Origin of the sequence: Pseudomonas sp. NPDC087358 (assembly GCF_044900785.1) — a bacterium.
Taxonomy (GTDB): domain Bacteria; phylum Pseudomonadota; class Gammaproteobacteria; order Pseudomonadales; family Pseudomonadaceae; genus Aquipseudomonas.
In genome coordinates this window covers 255,615-281,642 of the sequence record NZ_JBJDOA010000005.1, presented here as the reverse complement: position 1 = coordinate 281,642, position 26,028 = coordinate 255,615, and the positions used below count along the sequence as shown (strand labels likewise).

At 61.6% G+C, this 26,028-nt stretch carries 27 protein-coding genes and 1 pseudogene; 16 read left to right on the top strand and 12 right to left on the bottom strand.

All coding sequences use genetic code 11. The annotated features are described in order from the left end of the window. Positions 1–178: 178 nt before the first annotated feature. The 4 genes from tcuA (at position 179) to ACI2KS_RS14250 (ending at position 5,148) form a co-directional block, all read left to right on the top strand. Positions 179–1,633 (top strand): FAD-dependent tricarballylate dehydrogenase TcuA, encoded by a 1,455-nt coding sequence (gene tcuA / locus ACI2KS_RS14265; protein WP_404621220.1) that lies wholly within the window; start codon positions 179–181, stop codon positions 1,631–1,633. Continuing rightward, positions 1,620–2,777, top strand: a complete 1,158-nt coding sequence (tcuB, locus tag ACI2KS_RS14260; RefSeq protein WP_404621218.1) for a tricarballylate utilization 4Fe-4S protein TcuB — start codon at positions 1,620–1,622, stop codon at positions 2,775–2,777. The genes tcuA and tcuB overlap by 14 nt, the downstream gene beginning before the upstream one ends. A 62-nt stretch (positions 2,778–2,839) precedes the next feature. Next, positions 2,840–4,138, top strand: coding sequence for an MFS transporter (locus ACI2KS_RS14255; RefSeq protein ID WP_404621216.1), 1,299 nt, complete (start codon positions 2,840–2,842; stop codon positions 4,136–4,138). Between the two features lie 680 nt (positions 4,139–4,818). After that, positions 4,819–5,148, top strand: a complete 330-nt coding sequence (locus ACI2KS_RS14250) for a hypothetical protein (RefSeq protein ID WP_404621214.1) — start codon at positions 4,819–4,821, stop codon at positions 5,146–5,148. A 388-nt stretch (positions 5,149–5,536) separates the two neighbouring features. Here the strand turns inward: ACI2KS_RS14250 and ACI2KS_RS14245 are convergent, their stop codons facing one another. From ACI2KS_RS14245 to ACI2KS_RS14220, 6 genes are all read right to left on the bottom strand, one after another. Continuing rightward, on the bottom strand, positions 5,537–6,109 hold the full coding sequence (locus tag ACI2KS_RS14245) for a GNAT family N-acetyltransferase (protein ID WP_404621212.1): 573 nt from the start codon (positions 6,107–6,109) through the stop codon (positions 5,537–5,539). A gap of 55 nt (positions 6,110–6,164) precedes the next feature. After that, positions 6,165–6,950, bottom strand: a complete 786-nt coding sequence (locus tag ACI2KS_RS14240) for a sulfite exporter TauE/SafE family protein (protein WP_404621210.1) — start codon at positions 6,948–6,950, stop codon at positions 6,165–6,167. A gap of 154 nt (positions 6,951–7,104) precedes the next feature. Beyond that, positions 7,105–7,608 (bottom strand): cupin domain-containing protein, encoded by a 504-nt coding sequence (locus ACI2KS_RS14235; protein ID WP_404621208.1) that lies wholly within the window; start codon positions 7,606–7,608, stop codon positions 7,105–7,107. An 81-nt stretch (positions 7,609–7,689) separates the two neighbouring features. Further along, positions 7,690–8,454 (bottom strand): trans-aconitate 2-methyltransferase, encoded by a 765-nt coding sequence (tam, locus tag ACI2KS_RS14230; RefSeq protein ID WP_404621206.1) that lies wholly within the window; start codon positions 8,452–8,454, stop codon positions 7,690–7,692. Positions 8,455–8,568: 114 nt separating this feature from the next. Next, complete coding sequence (locus ACI2KS_RS14225; protein WP_404621204.1) at positions 8,569–8,976, bottom strand: hypothetical protein; 408 nt, start codon at positions 8,974–8,976, stop codon at positions 8,569–8,571. Positions 8,977–9,073: 97 nt separating this feature from the next. Further along, complete coding sequence (locus tag ACI2KS_RS14220; RefSeq protein ID WP_404621202.1) at positions 9,074–10,156, bottom strand: glycoside hydrolase family 3 N-terminal domain-containing protein; 1,083 nt, start codon at positions 10,154–10,156, stop codon at positions 9,074–9,076. 433 nt (positions 10,157–10,589) lie between these two features. On the opposite strand from ACI2KS_RS14220, the gene ACI2KS_RS14215 reads away from it, so the two are divergent. The 4 genes from ACI2KS_RS14215 (at position 10,590) to ACI2KS_RS14200 (ending at position 13,972) form a co-directional block, all read left to right on the top strand. Next, positions 10,590–11,375 (top strand): N-acetylmuramidase domain-containing protein, encoded by a 786-nt coding sequence (locus ACI2KS_RS14215; protein WP_404621200.1) that lies wholly within the window; start codon positions 10,590–10,592, stop codon positions 11,373–11,375. An 82-nt stretch (positions 11,376–11,457) separates the two neighbouring features. Next, positions 11,458–12,678, top strand: coding sequence for a hypothetical protein (locus tag ACI2KS_RS14210; RefSeq protein ID WP_404621198.1), 1,221 nt, complete (start codon positions 11,458–11,460; stop codon positions 12,676–12,678). A gap of 284 nt (positions 12,679–12,962) precedes the next feature. Then, positions 12,963–13,298 (top strand): hypothetical protein, encoded by a 336-nt coding sequence (locus ACI2KS_RS14205; protein ID WP_404621196.1) that lies wholly within the window; start codon positions 12,963–12,965, stop codon positions 13,296–13,298. A 110-nt stretch (positions 13,299–13,408) separates the two neighbouring features. Then, positions 13,409–13,972, top strand: coding sequence for a type 1 glutamine amidotransferase domain-containing protein (locus tag ACI2KS_RS14200; RefSeq protein WP_404621194.1), 564 nt, complete (start codon positions 13,409–13,411; stop codon positions 13,970–13,972). Positions 13,973–13,986: 14 nt separating this feature from the next. Here ACI2KS_RS14200 and ACI2KS_RS14195 read toward each other — a convergent pair whose 3' ends face one another. Beyond that, positions 13,987–14,277, bottom strand: a complete 291-nt coding sequence (locus ACI2KS_RS14195; protein WP_404621192.1) for a hypothetical protein — start codon at positions 14,275–14,277, stop codon at positions 13,987–13,989. On the opposite strand from ACI2KS_RS14195, the gene ACI2KS_RS14190 reads away from it, so the two are divergent. Together ACI2KS_RS14190 and ACI2KS_RS14185 are read left to right on the top strand one after the other, a co-directional pair. Then, entirely contained in the window at positions 14,276–14,941 is a 666-nt protein-coding gene (locus ACI2KS_RS14190) for a glycosyltransferase (RefSeq protein WP_404621190.1), read from the top strand. The genes ACI2KS_RS14195 and ACI2KS_RS14190 overlap by 2 nt on opposite strands. Positions 14,942–15,084: 143 nt before the next feature. After that, on the top strand, positions 15,085–16,359 hold the full coding sequence (locus tag ACI2KS_RS14185) for an Nramp family divalent metal transporter (protein WP_404621623.1): 1,275 nt from the start codon (positions 15,085–15,087) through the stop codon (positions 16,357–16,359). Positions 16,360–16,627: 268 nt separating this feature from the next. Here the strand turns inward: ACI2KS_RS14185 and ACI2KS_RS14180 are convergent, their stop codons facing one another. From ACI2KS_RS14180 to ACI2KS_RS14170, 3 genes are all read right to left on the bottom strand, one after another. Continuing rightward, entirely contained in the window at positions 16,628–17,128 is a 501-nt protein-coding gene (locus ACI2KS_RS14180) for a copper chaperone PCu(A)C (RefSeq protein WP_404621188.1), read from the bottom strand. After that, complete coding sequence (locus ACI2KS_RS14175) at positions 17,128–17,736, bottom strand: SCO family protein (RefSeq protein WP_404621186.1); 609 nt, start codon at positions 17,734–17,736, stop codon at positions 17,128–17,130. The genes ACI2KS_RS14180 and ACI2KS_RS14175 overlap by 1 nt, the downstream gene beginning before the upstream one ends. A gap of 116 nt (positions 17,737–17,852) precedes the next feature. Beyond that, positions 17,853–18,230: a DUF2946 family protein gene (locus ACI2KS_RS14170; protein ID WP_404621184.1), complete on the bottom strand. Its 378-nt coding sequence runs from the start codon at positions 18,228–18,230 to the stop codon at positions 17,853–17,855. Positions 18,231–18,471: 241 nt separating this feature from the next. Between ACI2KS_RS14170 and ACI2KS_RS14165 the strand changes: the two genes are divergently transcribed. The 4 genes and pseudogenes from ACI2KS_RS14165 to ACI2KS_RS14150 all read left to right on the top strand — a co-directional run. Beyond that, complete coding sequence (locus tag ACI2KS_RS14165) at positions 18,472–19,497, top strand: acyl-CoA dehydrogenase family protein (RefSeq protein ID WP_404621182.1); 1,026 nt, start codon at positions 18,472–18,474, stop codon at positions 19,495–19,497. Then, positions 19,494–20,261 (top strand): PIG-L deacetylase family protein, encoded by a 768-nt coding sequence (locus ACI2KS_RS14160; RefSeq protein WP_404621180.1) that lies wholly within the window; start codon positions 19,494–19,496, stop codon positions 20,259–20,261. The genes ACI2KS_RS14165 and ACI2KS_RS14160 overlap by 4 nt, the downstream gene beginning before the upstream one ends. Then, a complete protein-coding gene (locus tag ACI2KS_RS14155; protein WP_404621178.1) occupies positions 20,258–20,857 on the top strand; it encodes an SAM-dependent methyltransferase in 600 nt (199 codons plus the stop codon). The genes ACI2KS_RS14160 and ACI2KS_RS14155 overlap by 4 nt, the downstream gene beginning before the upstream one ends. Positions 20,858–21,328: 471 nt before the next feature. Beyond that, positions 21,329–21,559 (top strand): annotated as a pseudogene (locus ACI2KS_RS14150) (IS110 family transposase); the annotation flags it as partial. 355 nt (positions 21,560–21,914) lie between these two features. Here ACI2KS_RS14150 and ACI2KS_RS14145 read toward each other — a convergent pair. After that, on the bottom strand, positions 21,915–22,598 hold the full coding sequence (locus ACI2KS_RS14145; protein ID WP_404621176.1) for a GNAT family N-acetyltransferase: 684 nt from the start codon (positions 22,596–22,598) through the stop codon (positions 21,915–21,917). A gap of 236 nt (positions 22,599–22,834) precedes the next feature. Here ACI2KS_RS14145 and ACI2KS_RS14140 point away from each other — a divergent pair, with 236 nt between their 5' ends. Next, the gene (locus ACI2KS_RS14140) at positions 22,835–23,692 is read left to right on the top strand and encodes a LysR family transcriptional regulator (protein WP_404621174.1); all 858 of its coding nucleotides are present in this window, start codon (positions 22,835–22,837) and stop codon (positions 23,690–23,692) included. Between the two features lie 98 nt (positions 23,693–23,790). Beyond that, complete coding sequence (locus tag ACI2KS_RS14135; protein WP_404621172.1) at positions 23,791–24,996, top strand: MFS transporter; 1,206 nt, start codon at positions 23,791–23,793, stop codon at positions 24,994–24,996. Between the two features lie 72 nt (positions 24,997–25,068). Here the strand turns inward: ACI2KS_RS14135 and ACI2KS_RS14130 are convergent, their stop codons facing one another. Continuing rightward, positions 25,069–25,977 (bottom strand): LysR family transcriptional regulator, encoded by a 909-nt coding sequence (locus tag ACI2KS_RS14130; RefSeq protein ID WP_404621170.1) that lies wholly within the window; start codon positions 25,975–25,977, stop codon positions 25,069–25,071. Positions 25,978–26,028 lie beyond the last annotated feature (51 nt).

The window sequence follows — 26,028 nt, the reverse complement described above, 5'->3', positions numbered from 1 at the left end:
GCGAGCAAACCCACTCCTCCAGCCATCGAGTGCCACGCAAAGCCTTTACTAAAACTAAACACCCCACGGTAAATCAGGTCTTTCGGACCCTCGGCGCATTTCCCTACAGTTCTCCCATCGCTGGCGGCCCTGCTTCCTGAGCGCAGGCTCCTGAATGCGGGCGATTTGAGGAGAAACAATGATTGATGTTCTTGTCATAGGGGGCGGTAACGCCGCGTTATGCGCCGCGTTGATGGCCCGGGAGGCTGGCGCCAGCGTGATGCTGCTCGAAGGCTCGCCCAAGGTCTGGCGTGGCGGTAATTCACAACACACGCGCAACCTGCGTTGCATGCACGACGCCCCGCAGGACGTGTTGGTCGATGCCTACCCGGAGGAGGAATACTGGCAGGACCTGCTCAAGGTCACGGGCGGGTTGACCAATGAAAAGCTCGCCCGTCTGGCCATTCGCGCCTCTTCATCCTGTCGCGACTGGATGCGCTCCCATGGCGTGCACTTCCAGCCACCGCTGTCCGGCGCATTGCACGTGGCCCGCACCAACGCGTTTTTCATGGGCGGCGGCAAGGCCCTGGTCAACGCCTATTTCCGCAGCGCTGAACGGCTGGGGGTAAAGATTCGATACGACGCTCAGGTCAGCGATATCGAATTGGAAGACGGTCAGTTCGTCGCTGCGCATCTGGGCGAACGTGAAGTAGATGGACGGCAGCTGCCCGCCGAGCGCATCGAAGCGCGCAGTTGCGTATTGGCCGCTGGGGGCTTTGAGTCCAATCGTGAGTGGCTGCGTGAAGCCTGGGGCCAGAACGAGCGCGGCGAGTGGCCCTCGGACAACTTCCTGATCCGCGGTACGCGCTTCAACACCGGCGTGCTGCTACGGCGCATGATCGATCTGGGGGCCGACATCATCGGCGACCCGACCCAGGCGCACATGGTGGCGATCGACGCCCGAGCGCCGCTGTATGACGGCGGCATCTGCACCCGTATCGACTGCGTCTCGCTCGGGGTGGTGGTCAACCGCGACGGCGAGCGCTTCTACGACGAGGGCGAGGATTTCTGGCCCAAGCGCTATGCCATCTGGGGTCGACTGGTGGCGGGGCAACCGGGGCAGCAGGCGTTCTCGATCATCGATCAGCACGCCATCGGCCGCTTCATGCCCCCGGTGTTTCCCGGCACCCAGGCCAATACCCTGGGCGAACTTGCGCGCAAGCTGGGCCTGCCGCAGGCGGCGTTTGTCGAGACCGTGGAAAGCTACAACCGCGCCTGCCGGGTCGGCACCTTCGATCACACCACACTGGACGACTGCCACACCGAGGGCCTGACCCCGGTCAAGACCCATTGGGCACGCCCTCTGGACAGACCACCCTTCTACGCCTACCCGCTCAAGCCCGGCGTGACCTTCACCTACCTGGGCCTGGCCACCGATGAAACGGCCGCCGTGCGCTTCAACGGCAAGGCCAGCGGCAACCTGTTCGTCGCCGGCGAAATGATGGCCGGCAACGTACTGGGCAAGGGTTATACCGCCGGTATCGGCATGGCCATCGGCACCGCATTCGGCCGTATCGCCGGCACCCAGGCCGCAGCCTCCGCGGGCTTGGGCCCTTCCACTGAAATGACGGAATCGCACCATGCAGCTGTTTGACCCCAACACGCCGGGCGAGCTGATCCCGGTACTCAATCTGCACGAAACCGAAGTCCAGCGGCAGATGAGCATCTGCAATGCCTGCCGCTATTGCGAAGGGTTTTGCGCGGTGTTCCCGGCCATGACTCGACGCCTGGAGTTCGCCCAGGCCGACATCCATTACCTGGCCAATCTGTGTCACAACTGCGGCGCCTGTCTGCACGCCTGCCAGTACGCAGCGCCCCACGAATTCGCGGTGAATGTGCCCAAGGCCATGGCCAAGGTGCGCCTTGAGACCTACGCCGAGTACGCCTGGCCCAAGGCACTGGGCACGCTTTACCAACGCAACGGCCTGACCCTGGCCCTGGCGAGCGGTGCCGGGCTGGCGCTGTTCCTGTGCCTGACACTGCTGATCATGGGCAACCTGTTCACCGCCATGCCCGGGGGCAATTTCTACGGGATCTTCCCGCATAACACCCTGGCGCTGATGTTTGGCGCGGTGTTCGGTTTCGCGGTCCTGGCACTGGCGATAGGTGTACGGCGTTTCTGGGGCCAGATCACCCCGGGCGAGGCCTCCCCGTCGCTCAAGACTTCAGCCGCACTGGAAGCCACGGCCAACGTGGCACAGCTCAAGTACCTGGATGGCGGACACGGTCAGGGCTGCAACAACGAAGACGATAAGTTCACCCTCTGGCGCCGTCGTTTCCATCATCTGACCTTCTACGGTTTCCTCCTGTGTTTCGCCGCAACCGGCGTCGCCACGCTGTATCACTTTTTGCTCGACTGGCATGCGCCCTACCCGATCCTCAGCCTGCCGGTCCTGCTCGGCACAGCCGGCGGCATCGGTCTGTTGATCGGACCCGCCGGCCTGCTGTGGCTGAACCTGCGGCGCAACCCTGAGCATGGCGATGCTGCGCAAAAACCCATGGACCGAGGTTTCATCGCGCTGCTGCTGGCATTGAGCGTCAGCGGTCTGGCCTTGCTGGCCTTTCGCGAAACCACCGCACTGGGCCTGCTGCTGGCCGTGCATCTGGGCTTTGTGATGGCGTTCTTTCTGACCATGCCCTACAGCAAGTTCGCCCATGGGATTTTCCGCAGCGCGGCGCTGCTCAAGTTTTCCATCGAAAAGCGCCAGGCCAATCCGATCAACGCAGGCAGCGACTGACCTGGCAAACGCAAACACCGCACCTTCATTCCAATAACAATATCGAGCACAGCAGAGCCATGATGAATACGACACCCGCAAACCCCGCGTCGAGGACGGCGAAATTCGCCGCCATCGTGCGGGTCACCAGTGGCAACTTTCTCGAACAGTTCGATTTTTTCCTGTTCGGGTTTTATGCCACTTACATCGCCCAGACGTTCTTCCCGGCCACCAGCGAGTTCGCCTCGTTGATGATGACGTTCGCCGTGTTCGGGTCGGGGTTTCTCATGCGCCCGCTCGGCGCCATCGTGCTGGGCGCGTATATCGACAAGGTCGGCCGCCGCAAAGGGCTGATCGTGACGCTGGCGATCATGGCCTGCGGCACGGTGCTGATCGCGCTGGTGCCCGGTTACGCCAGCATAGGCGTCGCAGCGCCGATCTTGGTCCTGCTCGGGCGCCTGTTACAGGGGTTTTCAGCGGGGGCGGAACTGGGCGGAGTCTCGGTCTATCTGGCGGAAATCGCCACGCCGGGGCGCACCGGTTTTTACACCAGTTGGCAGTCGGCCAGCCAACAGATCGCGATCATCCTTGCCGCCGCACTCGGCTACGGCATCAATGCCTGGCTGGACGCTGCGCAGATCGCGGCCTGGGGCTGGCGTGTACCGTTCTTCATCGGTTGCGTGATCATCCCGTTCATTTTCGTGATCCGCCGCTCGCTGCAGGAAACCGAAGCGTTCAAGGCACGCACCCATCACCCAAGCGCTGGTGAGGTGTTTCGCTCGATGCGGGACAACTGGCGCACCGTGTTGGCTGGGGGGTTGTTGGCATCGATGACCACCACTACGTTCTACCTGATCACCGTCTACACACCGACCTTCGGCCGCTCAGTGCTGCACCTGAGCACCACCGACAGCCTGATCGTCACCCTGTTCGTCGGCCTGACCAACTTCATCTGGCTGCCGATCGGCGGGGCGATTTCGGACCGCATCGGCCGCCGCCCGTTGCTGTTGGGCATTTCCGTGCTGTGCATTTTCACCGCCTACCCGGCCATGCACTGGCTGGCCGCAGCGGCAAGTTTTGAACGTCTGCTGGTGGTGCTGCTGTACTTCTCGTTTTTCTTCGGCATGTACAACGGCGCAATGGTGGCAGCGCTGACCGAGGTCATGCCGCAAAACGTGCGGGTGGTGGGCTTCTCCCTGGCGTTCAGCCTGGCGACGGCGATCTTTGGTGGTTTCACCCCGGCGATGTCGACGTTTCTGGTGCAGGCCACCGGCGATAAAGCCTCCCCGGCGTACTGGCTGATGTTCGCCGCGGTGTGCGGTTTGTCGGCAACGCTGATGCTGTATCGTCGGCAGAAGTCCTGGGTCGCCAAATCCGCTTGATGCCAGGGCGCTTTGCACGGCGTGACAGGCTTGTCGCGCCATGCAGAACACAGCAGCCCGGTGCAATTGCTTCAAGGCTTTGCGCTGAACCACGGGCCATTCCATACATTGTCGCAAAACGCCCCGCTCCCCCTTCCCGCCGGTCCCGAAGCCCCGTATTCACTGACTTTGTAGTCACGAACAGACCTTGCTGTTTCGAAACTACAAATTATGTAGTGCAGGAAAATAATCACTACAAATGTGTTGACGAAGCTTTTTCGTAACGGCATAGTTCAAGCGTCTCCCCGATCGGGAGAGCTGGCAAAAGTATTCCGGGCCCGTTCGATGTAACCGTCGAACCTCCATTGGATGTGTGCTGCCCACAAGGCAGATTGTGATGAAGCTGAACCGGCATGATCGACCCACCCAGGCCGAGCGCTGGCGAAACGTCCTCATGACACTTGTGGTCGACCAAGCACAGTCGCCCGTGTCCTCACGACGTCCGCTGATTCTCTCCTGCGTTTCGAATCATTCTGTAGCAGCTCCTCACCGACACTACCTGCGCAGGCCCGGTACCGGCTCTGTGTATCGACGGACCCTGTTTGTCGGCAAGTGAGAAAACTGCGAATCGATGGACGATTCGCCATTACGTTTGAACTAACCAGATAGATCAACAAGCGGGCATAAAGGGGTATCCAATCATGAATCTGAACAATCAACCTACCATTGATCAACTGGCTCGACTGTTCGCGGCGCAGAAGGACTCCCTCGATAGCCACATTCTCTGGGTCTGTGAGAAAGGTGATGTACACATGGACGGCCTGGGCGCGTGCACCGAGGAACAAGAGTTCGACGACCAGCACCCGCACATGCGTGCGCGACTGAAGATGTACCGCAAGGGCCAGGGCTACGTCGGCAAGAAGGCAGCCGCCGACAAACAGTTCCTGGGCCAGGTCCTCGACACCCTGAGCAGTGAATGGGGCAGCGCCCGGCAGGAACCCGGCCTGCGCGTCATCGACAAGCTTTGCTAGGCAATAGCAGACCATCCACTGACAGCCTGGGTTGAATACGGCTTGCCGGCGGCGGCGACTTTGAATCGCCACCGCCGGCAAGCCTTGCTGCTACAGGGTTGGGCGCCGCCAGGGTACTGCTGAACCAGGGTGCTGCTGAAGAAGTTACGGCCGTCATCAGTGCGCTTGTGCCGAACCCGATAGATGGCCGCTCATATCCGCTTCTGCCGAAGGCGTGGGAGGCTGGCTTGCCGACGATCTGCCGGGCACCGGCAGCCAAACCCGTGTCTGCGGTCTGCCTGACGTTACCCACCGCCCGATTTCACAACTGCTGCGCAGCCTGTCGCCGACCCGTCGGGCTTCCACGCCCTACGGGCAGAGTCGAACGTGCTCAAATGAAGGGAGCAGGTCAGCAGCTGGCCGGATTGATCAGCGCGGTGAGGACGTGGTCTGCCCACTGGCCGTTGATCTTGAGGTACGAGCGGGCAAATCCTTCACGCTCGAATCCCAGTGTCGACAGCACGCGGGCGCTGCGCTCGTTTTCGGGTCGGTAATTGGCCATGATTCGATGCAGCTGCAGATCCTCGAATACGTAGGCGATGGCTTTGCCCAGGGCCTCGCTCATCAGCCCCCTGCCCTGCGCCTGTGCACTGAGCGAATAGCCCAGCTGACAGGCCTGAAACACGCCGAGGACGATGTTGCTGAAATTGCATTCACCGATCATCTCGCCGCTCTGGCGCTCGCACATCAACAAATGCAGGCCACGCCCGGCCAGGCGCTCGTGCTCAATGAAGCTGATGCGCCGGATGATGCTGTCGATGTCGTAGAAACCGGGCGGGCGTGTCGGCTGCCAGGGTTGCAGATGCGCCCGGTTGTTGAGGTGGTACGCCTGGATCTGCGCCGCATCGCCGCCCAGGGCCGGGCGCAGGATCAGGCGCTCGGTGAGTAAACGCAGCAGTTGCGGTTGCGCGACGACGTCCATCAGTCATTTCCCTTCATTCACCGCTGTCTGCGTCGGACAGGTAGCGTCTCTACGCTCAAAACGCCAATTTGTAACCAATGGCAATCAGCATCACCGCCAGAAAAGGCCGCAGGATGGCGTCCGGGATGCGACCGGTCAGATGACTGCCCATGTAAATGCCCGGCAGCGAGCCCATCAGCAAAAAGCCCAGCATCGGCCAGTTCATGTTGCCCATGCTGGCATGACCAAGCCCTGCTACCAGCGTCAGGGGGACGGCATGGGCGATTTCGGTGCCCACCAGCCGGCGGGTATCAAGAAACGGGTACAGGATGAACAACGCGACGGTACCCAGCGCGCCCGCACCTATCGACGTCAACGCGACCATGACCCCGAGCACCACTCCGGTCAGCACCGTCAGCGCGTTGAGACTCTTGTCGCTCAGCCGGTAGTGATCGCCGGCATGGCGATGGGCGAACGCCAGCAGACGTTGCTTGAAGAAGATCGCCAGGGCGGTCAGCAGCAGCACGAAACCCAGCGCCTGCTTGATCACCGAGTTCATCGCCTCGGGCGCCGTATGCAGCGTGCTGAGAAACCACAGGGTCAGTCCGGCCGCAGGCACACTGCCCAGGGTCAACCAGCCGGTGATACCCCAGTCGATATTGTCGTTCTTTTTGTGCACCAACACGCCGCCGCTCTTGGTGATGGCGGCATACAGCAGATCGGTGCCCACGGCGGTGGCCGGATTGATCCCGAACCACAGCAGGATCGGGGTCATCAACGAACCACCGCCCACACCGCTCATGCCCACGATGAAGCCAACCAGCAAGCCTGCAACGACGAAACCTATATTGCCAAAATCCATTGTTCTGCCTGACCGATGCGCACACGCGGGGAAAAACTGGCGCGCAGAATAGCGAGCTTTCTTATAAACGCAGTAGACCGAAACGATCTATCGTTATAACCAAAGGTGTCGCCGCAGGATGGCTCGGCTAAGCCGGCCGCACGAAATGCTGCTCTCAAGGCTCGCCCTCCCAGTAGTCCACACTGGCTTGAGTGCGCTGCACGGCAGTGAACGCCCTCGCCCCGTTGATCGTCACCGTCGCCTCGTATTTGCCGGAATCCGGGTACTCGCAGACTTCCGGCGTTTCCCGGGTGCTGATGGACAGATACTTGAGCGGCGCGTCGGAGGTATTGATGATCTGGTGCGGGTACTGCGGGCCAGGCGGAATGAACAGCACGTCACCGCTCTTGATCGCCAGCAGCTGCCCGGCGACGCGTAGCGTGCCATGGCCCTCGAGCACGACGAACATCTCCTCCTGGGCGTGATGGAAATGATAAGGGCAGGAACGCTTGCCCGGCGCCACGATGTCTACCGAGGCGCCCAACTTCTGCGCCGCGGTGCCCACCCCAAGGCGTGCCGCCTGAGTCTGATAAAGCGGGTCGCGCCGCTCGTCCTGCAGTGGCACGTCGTTGAAGTTGCGGATCAGGCGCAAGGCCAGGGAGTCTGCAGTGTCGGTCATGGTCGGTTCCAGATCAGTGATCTTTTTGTACGGCCAGAAGCGAAGACTGATGCACAATCGCGGCCGGATGTCTAGGCACTTTCAGCGCGTCGCGACGATGAACAGTCGCGGAAACGGCAGCAACACAGTGCCGTCGGCCAGCGCCGGGTAAGCCTGACTGATGGCTTTCAGATAGGCCTGCAGAAACGCCGCCTGCTCGCTTTCTTCCAGCTTCTGCAGATAGGGCCGCAGCGCCGATCCCTTGAACCACTCGACCACCGCAGCATGTCCACCGGCCAATGGATGATGGTAGGTCGTGCGCCACACGTCGACTTCGCTGCAGTGAGGTTTGAGCCGCTCGAAATACCAGGCGCCAGGGTGCCGATCCGGATGCTTGACCGAGGCGATCTTGCTCGCCCACGGCCCACTGGCGGCGATCTCGCGCGCCAGCCGGTGCGCCGGTTCCTCGAGGTTGTCCGGGGTCTGTACCGCCAGAGTACCGCCGGGGTTCAAACGACTGACCAGGCGCGGATACAGCTCTGCATGATCAGGTACCCACTGCAACGAAGCATTGGCCAGGATCACGTCGTAGGTCGGTTGCGGATTCCAGCTGTCGATGTCGGCCAGTTCAAACTCAAGGTCGGGCAACCGCTGACGCGCCTCGTTGAGCATGTCCTGGGAGCTGTCCAGCCCCGTGATCCGGGCATTTGGGAAACGCTCGGCGAGCACTTGAGTGGAGTTGCCAGGACCGCAGCCCAGATCGATAGCCAGCTCGACCGATTGGCTGGGTATGGCGGCGACCAGATCGCGCACCGGGCGTGTGCGCTGCTGCTCGAACATCGAATACTGCTTGGCTGACCAGCTCATCGGGCATTTCCTTGAGGTATGAAGGACAGGCCACCGAGGGTAAGGCCTGGCCTGTTCGAGCACAATCAACGCACACCAGTCTGCCCCACCCTGCCAGCCTGCGACCGGGCCTGATCAGGCGCGCCCTACCCCTTCAAAGGCGACATCAACGATCAGCGCAGGATCCAGGCTGCGTATGCGCTGCTCGATGTGATAAGCCCCCGCTTCGGCATAGCGCAGGAAAATACGACGGCAGGTCACGCACTCCCAGACGCGGCAACGGTTATAGGGGAAAAACTGTGGGGCGATAGGGGCGTTCAACGACCAGTACGACGAGCCTTGGGGGTGGTATTCATCCAGCGTCAGGTCCTCCTCTTCGGCGGTGATCAGCGAGCCGATCTCCCGCAACTGGCTGTCCTTGAGCGAGACCGGCATGCCTTCCCAGCCAGCGAAGGATTTGGGCATGCAGGAACAGGCTTGGCTCACGGCGGCGCTGCGATGAGCCAGGCGCAGCAAGTCCGGCATGGCGAGAGGTGTGTACATGGCAACAGACTCCTGTCGGGTGAGGACGTCAGACGTGCAGGCATTGTGCCGCGCCGCTGACGTTCTGCCTACAGCACCATGGCCTCAGCGGCCGGGTTCAGCGCATCACCCGGCGGGTGAGGTGTCCGCCCGGTATCGGGTAAGACACATACAACCCGGACTCCACCTGAGCCCGAGAGGCCTGAGCCATGCCGCGTACTTTTGCCGATGCCTCAAGCAGCTGATCCCTGCGCAGCCCACCGCTCAGCACCGCGTCGACAATCGCCTGAGCGATGTCGTCCAGCCCTGCTTCGCTGGAAACAAGCAGCAAATGCGCCCCAGCATGCAGCGCGGCCACCGCGGTGTCGGTGACGCTGTTGCCGCGCAGGATCGACACCGCATCCAGATCATCGGAGATGATCAAACCGTCGAACCGCAGCGTGTTGCGTAGCAGGCCGATGATCTTTTCCGAAGTGCTCGCCGACTGCACTGGATCGAGCGCCGGAAACACCGCCGGGCCCGGCATGATAGCCCCGACACCGGCGGCGATGACCTGACGAAACACCTGCAGCCCATCCTCAAGGCCCTGTTCAGACTCGGGCACAAACGCGCAAGCGACTGCCGGGTCCTGCTCGGTCTGGTAATGACCGGGAAAATGCTTGGCGGTAGCGATCACCCCCGCCCGCTGGACGCCGCGGATAAACGCGCAGGCAATTCGCGCCACCTCCCCAGGGTTCGGGCCCAAATTGCGCTCGTGCAACCAGGGGTTGGTGCCGGTCACCACATCGACGATGGGCGCCAGGAACAGGTTGACGCCCATGACCCGCGCCGAACTGGCCATGTCATAACTGCACGCTTCGATTTCATCAGCGCTCAGCGCCTTGAGCGCATCCGCCGACGGCATCCCCGGCACCAGATGATGCAGACGTTGAATGCCCCCGAGCTCCTGATCCACCGCGACCAATACCGGCCCGTCGGCATAGGCGGCGGCCTGCTGCGCGATCCCGGCAAAATGCGCCTGGGTTTCCGCCCGACGGCGCTCGAAACTCATGTTGCGCGCCAGGTATTCATCGCGGCTTTCACCCAGCAGGATGGACACGCCACCGCGACTCAGACACCGGCGCACGCTGTCATCGATCTCAAGCCCCGAGAAAGCCGGCAACAGTACGGAATAAGCAGCTCTGTGCAGTTCGGTTGACATCCCGCCACCTCATGATCGATCGAATTTTTCCGATGCTCGCTTATGATTGATTAAGAGCGAACATGCTCGGTATTGCTCACTGTAAGCGAGGACAAAAAAATGTCAATGCTCGATCCTGAGCATGGGGAGGCACTGCGCGAACGCTGGCGCATGGGGCGAGCGCCAGTGATCAAGTGCATCGGACAACCGATCTTGCACCCTCCATAACCAAATGCTCTGAGTGCACACGGGCTTCAATCGATTGGCTCTAGGATTTGCCGACCTCTGGTCAAGGGGTCACTGGACAGGCCCGAAAGCCCCCGCTACGTTTAACCCCACACACAAAACGTCCACGTTGTTGGATACGTTTTTTTCGCCGCACCAATGGACAGTTGCGCAGTATCTCCAGCCGTTTGGTCCGCCTGCCAGCATGGACACTACCTGGAGAGCCACCATGTCATTCATCGGTCACGGTACCGCCATCGACGATGCCGGTTTCGATCACATCCTCGACACCGCGCAATTGGAAGCAGCCGCCTTGTGGGCGGTTCTGTCTGTTGAAACCTCAGGGGTCGGGTACTTCGGCGACCGTCGTCCGAAGATTCTTTTTGAACAACACGTCTTCAGCCGAGAAACCGAACACCAGTTCGACGCCAGCCATCCTGATATCAGCAATAAAACGCCCGGTAACTACGGGGCCACCGGCAGTCATCAATATGAGCGCCTCGCGGCAGCGATGGCGTTGGCGCCTGAGAAGGCGCTCAACAGCACGTCCTGGGGCCTGGGACAAGTCATGGGCTTTAACTTTGATAAAACCCATTCATCCAATGCCGGGCAAATGATCGAGAAAATGGTGCACTCGGAAAATGAACAGTTGGCCTGCACTATTGGCTTCATGCAGACAACCGGTTGTATTGAGCATCTGCAAATGAAGAACTGGGCTAAATTCGCAGCGCGGTATAACGGCCCCAACTATGCAGTCAATCAGTATGACAAGCGTCTGGAGGCCGCCTATGCGACCTATACACACGGCGGCATGCCTACCCTGCAAGTGCGCACCCTGCAAAGTTACCTGATATTTCTTAACTACCAGCCCGGCCCCGTGGACGGCGTATTGGGCAAATTCACCCGGGACGCGATGAACCTGTTCCAGGCCCGGGAGCATCTGCCCGTCACGCAGTCGCCGGACAGTGCCACGCTGGAGCGGCTGACCACGTTGGTCAACGCCCTGCCCGTCTGACCCGCCCGCACCTTGAAGCGCTCGCCCGCTCTGGCGCTGGCCCTGCCGGCGTCAGGAATGAGGCGCGCTTCGGACACTCCAGATGAAGCCATTTGCGACTGCCGCGCTGACAATCTTGCTGGCGTTAACCCTGTTCAACACTGCAAGCGCCGCAGCGCCCACCCAGTTCAGACTGATCGCCGCTGCGGATCAACCGGTTGCCCCGTTGCAGCTGGACCAGGCCTTGGGAATTGAATTGATCGGCGGTGATCCCCCGCAGACATGCAGCGAGATCACGCTGTACCTGGACCACAGCCGGGGCCTCTCACCCAAGTGCTGGTATGGGCCGGACAAACAGGTTTTCTTCACCCTGTCGCGCTCTGACGGCAATCGTGATCAGTGGAAATCCCTGCTAGGCAGTCCGTTTTCCCATCAAACGCTTCGACCCATGGCCGTTTCGCTGGAGATCGGCGGCAAATCGCTGCAAGGCATCACGGCTCTCGACAAAGGCACGGCGGGCAACACCAGCGCAGGTGCTCAAGACAGTCCCAGGAACAATCCCAAGCCCACTGTTTCATTAAGCACCTACACCGCGCCGATGATGACATTGGGCCTGGTCGTCAGCCTGGCCGTGATAATCATCACGGCCCTCTACGCCCACAAGGGCTACATGATCAGGGACTCGGTCATTCCGCAGATGCTGCTGCGCCATAGGCCCTACAGCCTCGGACGCTTTCAGATGGCTTTCTGGTTCGTTCTGATCCTGTCTTCGTTCCTGTTCATCCTGGCCGTGACCAAGGACCTCAACTCCCTGAACCCCGAATCGTTCGCTCTGCTCGGCATTTCTGGCGCCACGGCACTGGCTGCGGTGGCCATCGACCAGTCGAAGAAGGAGCAGGTCGACAAGATCGAGATGGCGGTCGCCGCCCTGGGCCTAAAAACCTGCGAAGACGTTCAGCTGCTGCAGAATCGACACCACGTACTGAGCGTACCCCCCGAAAAAGAAACCTCGGAACAGGCCACAGCAAGGCTCGAAACCCTTGAGCCCGTGAGCACGCAGTGGAGCGCCTACAAGTCGGCGATTGCACCGATCAAATCCAGGGGGTTGTTGGCAGATCTGGTCAACGACATCAATGGCCCGACCATCCACCGCTGGCAAATCGTGGTCTGGACATTCGTTCTGGGGGCCATTTACCTGACCAAAGTCTATACAGACCTTGAAACGCCAACGTTCGGCCAGTCACTGATGGCACTGATGGGCATCAGCAGCGGCGTCTACCTGGGCTTCAAGATTCCCGAACGGCAGGTAGATACGGCCAAATGATCGCAACGGGGCCGCCGCTGGCAGGGGCCTGGGATCAGGCGAGATAATTTCAAACGCGCTCTTTTCATTTGCAGCGTTGCTGGTCAACATATGCGCCAATAACTCACCGGCACGTCCAGACTTGATGCAAATGAGTTTGCTTCCCGACTTCGCGCGTTTCTCATCCCGAAAAAACAATCACTTCGCACGGCAACTTATCTGCCTTGCCAATTGTGGGTCGATGCGCTGCTGCCTGGACGAGCCTTGAAAACAGTATTCCCTTTCTGCTTTTTCAGGATCAATAGATGCGTCTCTTACTGCTGACAAGCGGGCTGGCCATGTTCCTCGCTGGCTGCGGCTCCACCCCCAACAACCCTTCCGTGGACATGGAAACGCCTAAAACCGCTGCCGATTATGCGCAATGCGTATTCCCCAAATGGCAACAGATCAAGCGCGAAACCACGCTGACCGAGAGCAAGGGACACTACAAACTCCTGATCTCCAGCAAGGTCTCGCAAGACGACATTCTCGAAGTGTTCAAAGGCAACCCCAATACCCGGGTATTCCTCTATCAGCGTGCACCGCTGGCATCGGCGTTTGGTCGCAGCGCCCTGGAAAAAGCGGCGCGCGAGTGTCTGTAACTGCCGGCCGGTGATGCAATCAGCCTGAACTTTCGCGTTTTCGATTCCCTCTCAGAACCGATACGTCCGTTTTTTAGCGGGCCGGATTTCACTCAAGAGGAATCATTACCATGAGTCAGTCACTGAACGGCAAGAAGGTCCTGATCATCACCGCCAACACCGGTATCGAGCGCGACGAATTGCTCAAGCCGCTGCAGGCATTGAAAGACATGGGCGCAGCGGTCACCCATGCCACGATCAAGGGTGGCGCCGCCCAGACCTTCCTGCATGACACCGAGAAAGACACCAGCGTCACCTCGGACACCCAGCTCGCCGGGTTGTCAGCCGGGGAGTTCGATGCGCTGGTCATCCCGGGCGGCACGGTCAACGCCGATACCTTGCGCCAGGATGCCGATGCCCAGCGTCTGGTCAAAGAATTCACCGCAGCGGGCAAGACCATTGCCGCCATCTGCCACGGCCCTTGGCTGTTGATCGATGCAGGCGTGGTCGCGGGCAAGACCCTGACCTCCTACCCGAGCGTGCGCATCGACCTGCTCAATGCCAAGGCGGCCAATTGGGTCGATGCCCAGGTCAAGGAGTGCCCGGCCAACGGCTGGACCCTGATCACCTCGCGCAATCCTGACGATCTGCCGGCGTTCAACGCGGCCATCGGCAAGTCGCTGCAAGCCGCATAAACCCGCGACCGCGCTCAAAAAAAACGCATCGACGCCGCTATCTGCGGCGTCGATGCGTTTTCGCATTCATAACCCTGGTGGAAGACAGCGACGTACAGACCACCAGGGGAGTTCTCGCACTCACAGCCTATGAACGGCGTGGACGCGACAAATTCAATTTTTCTTCCCTGCCGAGGGTTCAGGCGCGCGCTGACGTGGTTGTTGGTCTTCGCAAACGAAAATACTTGCAACCATTTTTTCGCCCCTCGGGTCGACATCGAAAGGCCTACGCGATCATCGCAGGCGCCCAGACGAGACTTGCCCATGATCGGAATCATTGTCCCTGCGCATAACGAAGAAGACTTTCTGGACGACTGCATCAAGTCGCTGGTTGCAGCTGCCAGCCACCAGGAGCTGGGGGGCGAGGCGGTAGAGATTCTGATCATGCTCGATGACTGTTCCGACGATTCGCTGCACATCGCTCAGTCCCATGGCGTTGGAACGCATGTCTGCAACCATCGCAATGTCGGCATGACCCGCGCTGTCGGGGCACAATTGCTGCTCGAGCGTGGTGCCCGCTGGCTGGCCTTCACCGACGCTGACAGTGTCGTGCCCTACGCCTGGCTGGCCGAGCAGATCACCCACCAGGTCGATGCGGTGTGCGGTATCGTCGAGGTCACCGACTGGTCGGAGCACAGCGAGCAGGTGCGTATGCGCTATGACGCGGTGTATCGGCCGGTCGACGATCATCGGCATATCCATGGCGCCAACCTGGGGGTTTCTGCTGCGGCCTATCTACGCGCCGGCGGCTTCCGGGCTCTGCCCGCTCATGAGGACGTGCATCTGGTCCGGGATCTGCAGCGCATTGGCGCCAATATCGTCTGGACGGCGCGCAATGGCGTCATTACCAGCGCGCGGAAAAACTGTCGCTGCCGGGAAGGTTTCGGTGATTACCTGAATTCGCTGGCGACTCCTTCGTTATTAAGCTAACCCTGACTACGCCCATGGACATTCAGTAATCCGCTCAGGACCTCAGTCCTGCTTGCCAGGCTACCTTCTCAACAGCGGGACAGCGACCGATGCAACCGATAAAAAACCGGGCCAATCCCGGTGACGACACACTGGGCGGCGGCATGCCCAGCGCCAGTGTCGCCATGCCCAAAAGCGGCAACTGGTTCAAGCGCCTGCTGGCTTTCACCGGGCCTGGCTACATGGTCGCCGTCGGTTACATGGATCCGGGCAACTGGGCGACCGATATCGCCGGCGGATCGCAATTCGGTTATCTGCTGCTGTCGGTGATCCTGCTGTCGAACGTAATGGCAGTCGTGTTGCAGGCGCTTTCGGCCCGGCTCGGCATCGCCACCGGCTGGGACCTGGCCCGGGCCTGTCGGGAGCGTTACAGCCGGCCGGTGTGTATTGCCCTGTGGCTGGCCTGCGAGACGGCGATCATTGCCTGCGACCTGGCCGAAGTGATAGGCACCGCCATTGCCTTGAACCTGCTGTTTGGCATCCCGCTGGTTTGGGGCGCGGTGATTTCCGCGATTGACGTGTTCCTCATCTTTTTGCTCATGGGCAAGGGATTCCGGGCGCTGGAGGCCTTCGTCATTGCCCTGTTGCTGATCATCTTCGGCTGCTTCGCGATCCAGATGGTGCTGGCCCGCCCGGACATGGCCGAGCTGTTCGCAGGATTCATTCCCAAGGCCGAAATCGTCACCAACCCGGCGGCCTTGTATCTGGCCATCGGCATCATCGGCGCCACGGTGATGCCGCATAACCTGTATCTGCACTCCTCCATCGTCCAGACCCGCGCCTATCCGCGTACCGATGAGGGCCGCAAGATAGGCCTGCGCTGGGCAGTGACCGACAGCACCATTGCACTGACCCTGGCGTTATTCGTCAACGCCGCGATCCTCATCACCTCCGCCACCGTGTTTCACAAGGCAGGCAAGACGGATGTGGTGGAGATCGAGCAAGCCTATCATTTGCTGTCGCCGATGCTCGGGGTCGGCATGGCCTCGATGCTGTTCGCCGTCGCGCTGCTGGCTTCGGGGATCAACTCCACGGTCACCGCCACCCTGGCCGGGCAGATCGTCATGGAGGGCTTCTTGCGTCTGAAACTGCCAGGCTGGGTACGTCGCCTGCTGACCCGCGGGCTTGCGATCATTCCGGTGATTGTCGTGACCAGCCTCTATGGCGCCCAAGGCACGGCAAAATTGCTGGTGCTGAGCCAGGTGATCCTGTCGATGCAACTGCCGTTCGCGATCATCCCGCTGGTACGCTTCGTCTCCGACCGCAAGCTGATGGGCAACCTCGTCACCGGCCCCCTGCTGACCACCCTGGCGTGGGCCATCGCCTTGCTGATCCTCGGGCTGAATCTGGTGCTGCTGCTGGGGATGTGGGGGGATTGAGCAGCAAATAAACGCGGTCTGCCTGACACGGCCAAGGCGCCCGGGTTTGCTGCCGGTGCCCGGCAGATCGCGGGGCAAGCCCGTTCCCACGGCCTCTGGCCAGAATCAAAAGCCAGCCAAGCATCCCTGTAGCGGTCCGGCGCGGTTGCCTGTGCTGATGTGTCCGCTGTAGCAGTCCGGCTTGCCGGCGGCAGCGATTATCGGGTCGCCACCGCCGCCAAGCCTGTTACGGCCATCAGAGGCCAGCTGCCGGGCTTCCTGCGCTGACTCAGTGCATGGAGCCGTGATCGTGGTCCATGTCCATCGTGTCCATCATCGCCCGCGCCGGTGCGGTGATGTGCAAGGTCTCGCGTACGCCCTTGTCGTTTTCCACGGTCAAGGTCAATGGCACCTGATCGCCGTCCTTGATCTGACCGACCAGGCCCATGAGCATCACGTGGTAACCGTCCGGGTCCAGCGAAACGCTCTTGCCGGCCGGCAAGGGCACCGACTCCACCGGTCCCATGCGCATGACGTCATTGGTCATGCTCATCTGGTGAATCTGGACGTTTCCGGCAACCGGTGAACTGACGCTCAGCAGCTTGCTGTCGGTGTCAGCGGTAATGCGCATGAACGCACCCGAAGCAGGCTGGCCCGGCACTGTGGTGCGAACCCAGGCATCATCCACACGGGTCTGCGCAGCAGCGGAAAAACTCAACGCGACCAGCAGCGAGCAGGCCAGTACGCGAATCGCCGAGCGCACGGCGACAGGGGAACAAACGACGGTCATCAGCAGACCTCCATGACAGTGGTCAGATCTTGCGCACATTGCTTGGCGGAGAGCGACGGCGACAGACCCAGGCGCAGATTGCCCCGCGAGTCGAAGACGAAACTGGTGGCCGTGTGGGACATGGTGTAAGTATCGCCAGCCGGGACCTTCTCGTAGAACACGCCGAATTCCTTGGCCACGTGCTGCGTCTGCTCAAGGGTGCCACGCAACGCGACAAAGCTTGGGTCGAATTGCTTGACGTAGGCCTCGAGGATTTCGGGGGTGTCGCGCTCCGGGTCGACAGTGATGAAGATCACCTGCAAGGTCTTGCCGTCCTCGCCCATGATTTTCTTGATCTGTGCCGCACGGGCCAGCGCCGTCGGGCACACTGCCGGGCACTGGGTGAAGCCGAAAAACACCATCGGCATCAGGCCACGGTAGCTCGACAGCGTCCTGATTTCCCCGTCCGTGTCGGTGAGTTTGAAGGTACGGCCCATGATCTTGTTGCTCAGATCCTTGCCGTATTTGAAGTCCAGGGCGGTGGTCGAACCATCGCAGCCTGCCAGAAGGCCCAGCCCCAACAGGCCCATGCCGGTGACCACCTGACGGCGGCTCAGTAATTCATTCATGTGACGAACTCTCTGAAGCGGAGCCAGCATTGAAGCTGGCTTTATCTGTCCTTCGCGGCCCGCAGGGCGTGACGAAAGACGACGCTAAACAGTAACCCAAATGTTGCAGCGCCGACTCAAGGCGCCTGGGGCGAGAGCCCGGGACAACTGCGTCGTGGAGGTTTTCGCAGCCGGTAATCGGAGCGCGCCACGCATTTGCGCGCACTGCGCGCCAGCCAGCCCAGACCGATGAAGAACACCAGCGACAACGCCAGACTGCCGGCAAACGCGCAGTCGGTCATGGACAGTTTCATCAGCTGGGCATGATCGCCCATCTGCGCCATGTCCATCCGTACGGCAGGCTGATGCTGCTCGCTGCAGTCGACACCGGGACTGAACTGATTGAACGCCCGCAACATCTGCCCATGGCTGAGGCTGCACACCAACCCGCTGAACAGGATGAAGCCATATAGCGTCCAGGCAACGAGCGATTGATGGGTTCGGGCGAATTTCATGGGGCGCCATTCTACATCGTTGCAGCCCATGACACGGACCGACGCCGGACTGCCGGGTGCGACAAAACCGCGCATGCCGACCGAGCCAGCGCCGCGCAGATGGCACTTCAGCAGCGCCCCCACCGTCGACAGACCGGCTGTACCCGGCCACTTTTTTTGAACCCCTCCGGGTCCCGGGTGCCGAATTCAATGGTAACGGGCGCATCTCGCGTCGGGTTGAATCGAGCCAGGGAGTTTCGCTATGCAGGAAGACGCGCACGGTTTTGAGTCGGTTCTGACGGCTTTCGGCCAACGCCGCAAGGAGCCAGCGACTGACGACCGTCTGCTTCAGGCGATGCAGCAGTGCGTAGAAAGCGGGCTGGATCAACTGCCGATGCCGGGCCGCGGACAAACGCTGCAGCGCTGGCAGCGATTGGCGACAGTGGCCGGCGTCGATCTGGCGCTGCTCAAGCTTTATGAAGGGCACACTGATGCCCTGGCCATTATTCGCGAGCTGACCGGCCAGGCTGCCGAAGCCGGGATCTGGGGCGTGTGGGCCGCCGAACCGCCCGACGCACGCGTGGCTGCGAGCCGACAGGGCGACAGCGTGCGGCTCAAGGGTCGCAAGGCCTGGTGTTCCGGCGCGCAGCAGATCGACCACGCGTTGATCACGGCCTGGGACGATGATGAACAGTCCTGCCTGGTGGCCGTGGCCCTGGATCAGCCGGGGATCAGCATCGATGCACAGGCCTGGCAAGCCGTCGGGATGGGCAGCACCTCCAGCGTCGACGTGCACTTCGACAATGCCGTGGGCCATTGCGTCGGCGCCAGCGGTGCTTATTTGTCGCGGCCAGGATTCTGGCAAGGCGGCGCAGGTATTGCGGCCGCCTGGTATGGCGCTGCGGCGGCACTGGCCCGGGCGCTGCATCAACAACGTCAGAAAGGTCGACCGGACCCGCACGCCGATGCCCATCTGGGCGCCGTGGATGCGGCCCTGTGCGGGGCATCGGCGGCATTACGCGAGTGTGCGGCGTGGATTGACGCTCATCCCGACGCTGACGCCCGCCTGCCTGTCCAGCGCCTGCGCGCACAGGTCGAAACGGCGGTGGAACAGGTAGTTCGCCACGTTGGCCGAGCCCTGGGCGCCACGCCCTTTTGCCGCGATGCACATTTCGCCCGACTGGCCGTGGATCTGCCGGTGTTCATTCGGCAAAGCCATGCCGAAAAAGATCTGGCACAGCTGGGCCAGTTGATCACTGCCCAATCGACCCAGGACTGGTCCCTATGAAGCCTGAGCCCATACTGCCCTTTGGCGTGCCCGGAACGCCGCTGAGCGAGTGGCAGCACAGTTCGGCGTTGCGCAGCGTGACGCCCATCGACCTCGACGTGCTGATCCCGCCAGGGCGCCGGTTGGTCGTGATCGCGCCACATCCGGACGACGAGATACTCGCATGCGGCGGGCTGCTGGCGGCCATGAACCATCGCCAGCAGGACGTTCAGCTGATTGCGGTGACCGATGGCGAAGGCAGCCACCCGCACTCGACACAATGGCCACCCTCGCGTCTGATTAGCCAGCGCCGCGAGGAGAGCCAGCGCGCCCTCGCCCACTTGGGGCTGGAGGTGTCACGCCTTGATTACCGGCGTCTGGGCATCGCCGACGGGCAAGTGGCCGACAGTGCCGACGCTCTGGTGCACCAGCTCAGCCAGGGCCTGCGAGCGGACGACATTCTGCTCACCACCTGGCGCCATGACGGCCATTGCGATCACGAGGCGACAGGTCATGCCGCAGCGCAGGCTGCGGCCAATACCGGCGCCACGCTGCTGGAGATGCCGGTCTGGGCCTGGCATTGGGCTGAGCCGAACGATCCACGAATCCCTTGGGATCAGGCGCGCAAGTTTCTGCTCAGCGACGCGCAATTGCTGCGCAAGCGTCAGGCTATCAGCGCCCACATCAGTCAGCTGCAAACCGATTCGAGCACCGGCCAGCCACCGGTGCTCAGCCCCGCCACGCTGGAGCGCCTGCTGCAGCCTTTCGAACTGGTGTTCATGTGAGCCTGCCTGCCGATTATTTTGATGAGCTGTTTGCCAACAGCGACGACCCCTGGGCATTTCAGACTCGTTGGTATGAACAGCGCAAGCGCGACCTGACCCTCGCTGCGTTACCGCGCCAGCGCTACGCCCGAGTGTTCGAGCCCGGCTGCGCCAACGGCGAGCTGAGCCTGAGACTGGCGCAACGCTGCGACGCCCTGCTGTGCATGGACATGAGCGCCCGGGCGGTGGAGCTGGCAGGCCAGCGACTGCAAGCATTTGCCGGCGCGCAAGTGCTCCAGGGATGCCTGCCAGGGGATTGGCCCGAGGGCAGGTTCGATCTGATCGTCATCAGCGAGTGGGCGTACTACCTGACACCCGAACTGTTCACCCAGGTCGTAGAACGGCTCGACGCCAGCCTCACCGCACAGGGTTCAGTGCTGGCGTGTCATTGGCGGCACCCCATCGACGGCTGCCCGATGGACGCTCGACAGGCGCATGCCTTGCTCGACGAACATCTGCCGATGCAGCGCACGCTCAGGCACGAGGAGACGGACTTTGTACTGGAGATGTGGAGCAAACAGCCAGGCGGGATCGATCTGGATGAGCAGGTTCGCTGAGCGAGAATCACCTCACCGCTGCTCGACGTCCTGGTACTTCTGACCGGACAATGGCCTCTGGCAGCGTGGCTTTCCGGCATTGACGCCCGCAAGACCGCCCTGTAGGAGCGGGCTCGTCCCGCGAGCGGCGGGGAACCCGTCGTAGTTCTGCAGCCTGCGGTCTGTCTGGCCCACCGTGTCAGCCGGATTTACGCCGACTGCGTCGCCGCTCGCGGGACAAGCCCGGCTCCTACAGCGACACCAGTCAGGTTCGTAGCGTCTGGGCTGACGCATTCGCCAGCAAGCCGGCTTGTATGGTAGGACTCGAAGGGGCGGGTGGGACCTAAAGCCGGCTTCTGACTGTTAGCACCAGTACAGACCGTGGGAGAAATCGTCCTCACCCCTTCCACCAAAGCGCCGATAAAGAATGCTTCGTTTTCCTCAGCGACGATAGAAACAAGCCTGCGCCTCTTAGTGAACCCTTTCGAGTTGAAAACCGGCCGCCGCCGCCTGACGAAACGAGGGTGCTCGGAAATCCGCCGTTTGCTGCATAACGCCTCGATGTCAGCGAGTCGCTCGACAGCTTTGAAAGAGACTTATCAGCACTATCGAAACAAAGGTAAGGCAACCACTGAAGCGTTGGTAATTCTGGCTCGCAAGCTCGCACGTGTCGCGTTCGCGCTGATGAAGAATCAGGACGAATACATCAGCAAAACGGCCTAAAGGTGTTTGCAGTCAACGATGGAATCTTCCACTGCGTGCCGCCAGATGCAAAAAGGAGGCGAAGAAAAAAATGTTAATCGTTTCTGCCCGAAGGGCGTGGGAGTTGGCTTGCCGACGATCTGGCGCGAAGCGCCAGCAAACCCTGTGAACGCTATGCGCCTGACCTACCGAGCCGTCTGATTCTACTGCCGGTGCCCGGCAGATCGCTGGCAAGCCAAGCTCCCACGGCCTCCGGCCAGAATCAAAAGCAGGCGGCGCAATAGCCCAAAGCTGCTTGAGGAGCTTGTTTGAAACCATAGAATCTCCCACAAATCCTGTGTCCGCCAGGCGATCTGCTTCTGCCCCGCAGGCCTGCCTATTCGCTCAAGCGCTGTTGCACAAACAACCGGGCCTGGCGGGTCATCTGGTCGAGTTGGCGATCACGCTGTTTTTCCGCATCGGTCATTGCCCGTTTGCCGTGCTGCTTGAGCAGATAGGCGTGAATCTGCCGCACTTCCACCGAGTTGTAGATCGGCGCGATATCGAGCACGGCGAGCAAGCCATCGGTCTGCTGATCCCGGGTGTTCATCAGCACTTGCGGACCACGCGCGGCCAATACCTGAAAGCCCAGCGCCTCGAAGTACGGCACCTTGCCGACGAAGCACGCCAGCTCGGCGTGGGGGTAGCGTTCGAGCATCTTTTGCAGCATCGCCCGGGCGACACCCTTCCGGCGCTGGCCGGTCTTGACTGCCATGTACGCCACTGCGCACGCCTGGGGATCGTCCTGCACCGGCAGGTACAACACAAAGCCTGCGACCACCGATGGATCCTCATCCTCGAGCGCCACGATCAGCTCCACCGCAAACCCCCGGGAGCCGTTCATGGCTTGCAGGTACTGATGCACCTCATGCCCGACGCCGTATTGGTACAGCGGGTACAACGGATTGCTCGGGGCGATGCCGACCATGCTGATATCGGTGACGTAATCGATCACCATCTGCATGATCTGGCTGTCGATGGATTCGGGCGGCGTGTGTTCAAGGCGGGTGATGGTAAACATGGGGGGTCCTGACTCTGGGCAAAGGCTGCACCGCGACGACCTGGGTCATCGCAATACGGGCGCATCATACCCGGTTCTCGGCCCCGACCATGAGGGGCTGGTCGGCGCAGGGCCAGTGTCCAGGGCGCAGGCCGGCGGATTTGCGCTAAGGTAATCACCCGCTCACCCGGCACCCATCATTGATTCGCGCCGCGCGTGAATCATCTCACCCTCAATTTCAGGACACCGCACCGAGCATGTTCGACTGGGACGATCTGCGTTTTTTCTCGACCTTTGCCCGTGAGGGTTCGCTGGCCGCGGCCGCTCGCTCACTGGGGGTCGAACATGCCACCGTGGCGCGACGCATTGCCTCGCTTGAGGCGTCGCTGGCGCTCAAGCTGGTGGACCGGCGCGCGCGCCTCTACGCCATCACCGCCGATGGATTGCGCGTCAGTGAATTCGCCGAGCAGATGTCCAGCACCTCGTTTGCCCTGCAACGCTTCGCAGGCGGCGAGCATGATCGTATCGAGGGCGAGGTGGTGATCTCCTCGCCCCCGGCGTTTCTGGCGACCCTGATTGCGCCGAATATCGGCAAGCTGCGCGAGCGTTACCCCGGTCTTCATCTGCGCATGGTCGGATCAAAGTCCACGGCCTCGCTGGCACGCAAGGAAAGCGACGTCGCGGTGCTTTATGCCCGTCCGGAGGAGGCCCAGGTGGTCGCCAGACACCTTGCCGACCTGCCTTTCGCGTTGTACGCCAGCGAACGCTACCTTGCCGGACACGCCAGCGAGGACTTCGTGTTCATCGGCTACGACCAAAGCATGGAGCATTCGGTCCAGCAGCAATGGCTCAGAGCGCACCAGGGCGGTCGGTCGCAGGTCATCTCCAGCAACGACCTGCGCGTCCAGGCCCAGGCGGCGGCTGGCGACGCTGGGCTGGTATTGCTGCCCGCGTTTCTGGCCACGGAATACCGGCTCAGACGCGCGCCGACCTGCGACACCGCGCTGAGTCTGCCGGTCTGGCTCGCTTACCACGAAGATCTGCGCAACGCTGGCAAGATTCGTGTGGTACTGGATTTCTTGATCGAGTGCCTGGCATCGCCTGATCAGCTGTGAATTTATTCACATGCCGTATGCGCATTCCGCCAATTCTGCGCCCTCGCCGCGCGCTCTATCCTCGGCCTCAATAAAGAAATCGATCAGAGGCCTTGCACATGAACAACCCTTTGCAGCCATCCGCCACGCTGCCCGTTTTCAGGGCGGCCTGGATCGTCACCGCTGTGTTCATACTCTCCAATGCGGCCACGCCGCTGTACACCCACTGGCAACAGAGCCTGGGCTTCGCCTCCGGGACGCTGACCCTGATTTTCAGCTGCTACATTCTCGGCCTGCTGCTGACCCTGGCCGTGGCCGGGCAACTGGCCGACCACTACGGGCGCAAGGCGCTGCTGCTTCCCGGCCTGGTGATTGCGATCATCGCCGCCCTGCTGTTCGAACACGCCGACAGCGTCGCCATGTTGATGCTGGCCCGCCTGCTCAGCGGTATCTCGGTAGGCATTGTGGTGTCAGCGGGGATGGCCAACGTGGTCGAGCAGGCCTGCGAGCAGCGTAGATCCTTTGCCTCGCTGATCGCATCGGTGTCCATGGTGCTGGGCGCCGGGACCGGCCCGCTGCTGGCTGGGGTCATCGCTCAGTACCTGCCCGATCCGGTGGACACGGTGTTCAACGTCGAGATCGGCCTGCTGTCGCTGGCGCTGCTGGTGGTTTTGCGGCAACCCCATCGCAAGCTGGGCACCGGCGGCTTTCGTCCCAAGCTGCCGTCGGTGGCCAGAGAGCATCTGGGCGTCGTCGCGCTGGGCGTGTCCTTCTTCGGTCCGGGCCTGACCTCCACCTGTTTCGTCCTGGCCCTGGGGCCCAAGCTGCTGGCCTCCTTGCTCCACGCCAACAGCCCGCTGATTGCAGGCTCCATGGCCTTTGTGATGTTTCTGACAGCGGTCGGCGTGCAGTTCGCGGCAAAAAAACGCGAGATGACGCAAGTCTTCGTGCTCAGCGGTATTGCCACCCTCCTGTCGATGGGCAGCCTGTGGATCGCCCTGCAACTGGACTCCGCCGCCTGGCTGATCGGCGCCGCGATGCTCGCCGGTGCCGGGCAGGGCCTTGGCCAACTGGGCGGCCTGACCCTGATCGCCCTTCATATCGTCCCTCAGCGCCGCGCCGAAGCAAACGCGATTTTCAATATCGGCGGTTACGTGCCAGCCGGCATCATTGCAGTGGTCACGGGTTATCTGATCGACCTGTTCGGCATCCACGTGGCGATCAGCGTGCTGGCCGGGGTGATTGGCACATTGGCGGTGCTGGCCCTTGCCGTGTTGCTTGGCAGTCGCCGCAGTCAGGGGCGCGATACCGGGCAACCCGCCTGAGCTGGCGGAGCCTGTCTGCCGTTGTCCTGCTCAGCGGACGCGGGGATTATGGGTGTCTGCAACCCAGGCGTCTCAAGGCGTTTCACCGGAGTGCGCCCATTCGCGCACGGCATCGGCAAATAATCGCAAAGCCATGGGCGGGTGGCGGTTGGCCGGGTAGTAGAGGCAGACGCCGGGATAGGTCGGGCTCCATTCGGGTAGCAGTCGGACCAGCCGTCCGCCGCGCAGGTGCTCCTCGACCTGAGTCAGCGGTGCCCAGGCGACGCCGATGCCACCGAGCGCCGCCTCGATCATCATATTGATGTTGTCCATGGTCATCGGCCCTTCGACATCGATGCTGGTGCTCTGCCCCAGGTATTCGAAATCCCAGCGAAACAGCGCCCCGCTGGCAAACCGGAAGCGGATGCAACGATGGCCCTTGAGGTCATGGGGCACCTGCGGCGGGGCATGGCGGCTGAGGTATTCAGGCGAGGCCACTGCGGCGAAACGAATATCCTGGCCGAAGCGCACGGCGATCATGTCCTTGGGGACGTCGTCGAACACCCGGATTCCCGCATCGAAGCCATCGCCGACGATGTCCACCAGCCTGCTGTCGGCCACGAACTCGATATGGATCTGCGGGTAAGTCTGCAAAAAACCTGGCACCACGTGGCGGATCAGCAGCCGGATCGACGACTCCGAGGCGCTGATGCGAATCGAACCAGAAGGCGTGTTGCGCGCGGAGGTGACTTCATTGACCACATTGGTCAGGTCCCTGAGCAACGGACGCACGCCCTGCAGCAATTGTTCACCGGCCTCGGTCAGCGCCACTGAGCGCGTGGTGCGGTTAAGCAGACGCATCTCCAGGCGCGCTTCCAGATTGCGCATCGAATGACTCAACGCTGAGGGCGAGACACCCAGCACCCTGGCCGCGCCGCTGAAGCTCTGATGTTCGGCGATGGCGATGAAGGCTGTCAGTTCCGGCAGGTCGGCTCGAATCACTTATGAATTCTCCTCATGTAGCCATGCAACGTTGGGCGGATTGTTGAGGAT

What these genes read in the sequence shown, in the direction of transcription:
- tcuA (WP_404621220.1), top strand. Translation starts at nt 179, where the DNA reads ATGATTGATGTTCTTGTCATAGGGGGCGGTAACGCCGCGTTATGCGCC.
- tcuB (WP_404621218.1), top strand. Translation starts at nt 1,620, where the DNA reads ATGCAGCTGTTTGACCCCAACACGCCGGGCGAGCTGATCCCGGTACTC.
- ACI2KS_RS14255 (WP_404621216.1), top strand. Translation starts at nt 2,840, where the DNA reads ATGAATACGACACCCGCAAACCCCGCGTCGAGGACGGCGAAATTCGCC.
- ACI2KS_RS14250 (WP_404621214.1), top strand. Translation starts at nt 4,819, where the DNA reads ATGAATCTGAACAATCAACCTACCATTGATCAACTGGCTCGACTGTTC.
- ACI2KS_RS14245 (WP_404621212.1), bottom strand. Translation starts at nt 6,109, where the DNA reads ATGGACGTCGTCGCGCAACCGCAACTGCTGCGTTTACTCACCGAGCGC.
- ACI2KS_RS14240 (WP_404621210.1), bottom strand. Translation starts at nt 6,950, where the DNA reads ATGGATTTTGGCAATATAGGTTTCGTCGTTGCAGGCTTGCTGGTTGGC.
- ACI2KS_RS14235 (WP_404621208.1), bottom strand. Translation starts at nt 7,608, where the DNA reads ATGACCGACACTGCAGACTCCCTGGCCTTGCGCCTGATCCGCAACTTC.
- tam (WP_404621206.1), bottom strand. Translation starts at nt 8,454, where the DNA reads ATGAGCTGGTCAGCCAAGCAGTATTCGATGTTCGAGCAGCAGCGCACA.
- ACI2KS_RS14225 (WP_404621204.1), bottom strand. Translation starts at nt 8,976, where the DNA reads ATGTACACACCTCTCGCCATGCCGGACTTGCTGCGCCTGGCTCATCGC.
- ACI2KS_RS14220 (WP_404621202.1), bottom strand. Translation starts at nt 10,156, where the DNA reads ATGTCAACCGAACTGCACAGAGCTGCTTATTCCGTACTGTTGCCGGCT.
- ACI2KS_RS14215 (WP_404621200.1), top strand. Translation starts at nt 10,590, where the DNA reads ATGTCATTCATCGGTCACGGTACCGCCATCGACGATGCCGGTTTCGAT.
- ACI2KS_RS14210 (WP_404621198.1), top strand. Translation starts at nt 11,458, where the DNA reads ATGAAGCCATTTGCGACTGCCGCGCTGACAATCTTGCTGGCGTTAACC.
- ACI2KS_RS14205 (WP_404621196.1), top strand. Translation starts at nt 12,963, where the DNA reads ATGCGTCTCTTACTGCTGACAAGCGGGCTGGCCATGTTCCTCGCTGGC.
- ACI2KS_RS14200 (WP_404621194.1), top strand. Translation starts at nt 13,409, where the DNA reads ATGAGTCAGTCACTGAACGGCAAGAAGGTCCTGATCATCACCGCCAAC.
- ACI2KS_RS14190 (WP_404621190.1), top strand. Translation starts at nt 14,276, where the DNA reads ATGATCGGAATCATTGTCCCTGCGCATAACGAAGAAGACTTTCTGGAC.
- ACI2KS_RS14195 (WP_404621192.1), bottom strand. Translation starts at nt 14,277, where the DNA reads ATGGGCAAGTCTCGTCTGGGCGCCTGCGATGATCGCGTAGGCCTTTCG.
- ACI2KS_RS14185 (WP_404621623.1), top strand. Translation starts at nt 15,085, where the DNA reads ATGCCCAGCGCCAGTGTCGCCATGCCCAAAAGCGGCAACTGGTTCAAG.
- ACI2KS_RS14180 (WP_404621188.1), bottom strand. Translation starts at nt 17,128, where the DNA reads ATGACCGTCGTTTGTTCCCCTGTCGCCGTGCGCTCGGCGATTCGCGTA.
- ACI2KS_RS14175 (WP_404621186.1), bottom strand. Translation starts at nt 17,736, where the DNA reads ATGAATGAATTACTGAGCCGCCGTCAGGTGGTCACCGGCATGGGCCTG.
- ACI2KS_RS14170 (WP_404621184.1), bottom strand. Translation starts at nt 18,230, where the DNA reads ATGAAATTCGCCCGAACCCATCAATCGCTCGTTGCCTGGACGCTATAT.
- ACI2KS_RS14165 (WP_404621182.1), top strand. Translation starts at nt 18,472, where the DNA reads ATGCAGGAAGACGCGCACGGTTTTGAGTCGGTTCTGACGGCTTTCGGC.
- ACI2KS_RS14160 (WP_404621180.1), top strand. Translation starts at nt 19,494, where the DNA reads ATGAAGCCTGAGCCCATACTGCCCTTTGGCGTGCCCGGAACGCCGCTG.
- ACI2KS_RS14145 (WP_404621176.1), bottom strand. Translation starts at nt 22,598, where the DNA reads ATGTTTACCATCACCCGCCTTGAACACACGCCGCCCGAATCCATCGAC.
- ACI2KS_RS14140 (WP_404621174.1), top strand. Translation starts at nt 22,835, where the DNA reads ATGTTCGACTGGGACGATCTGCGTTTTTTCTCGACCTTTGCCCGTGAG.
- ACI2KS_RS14135 (WP_404621172.1), top strand. Translation starts at nt 23,791, where the DNA reads ATGAACAACCCTTTGCAGCCATCCGCCACGCTGCCCGTTTTCAGGGCG.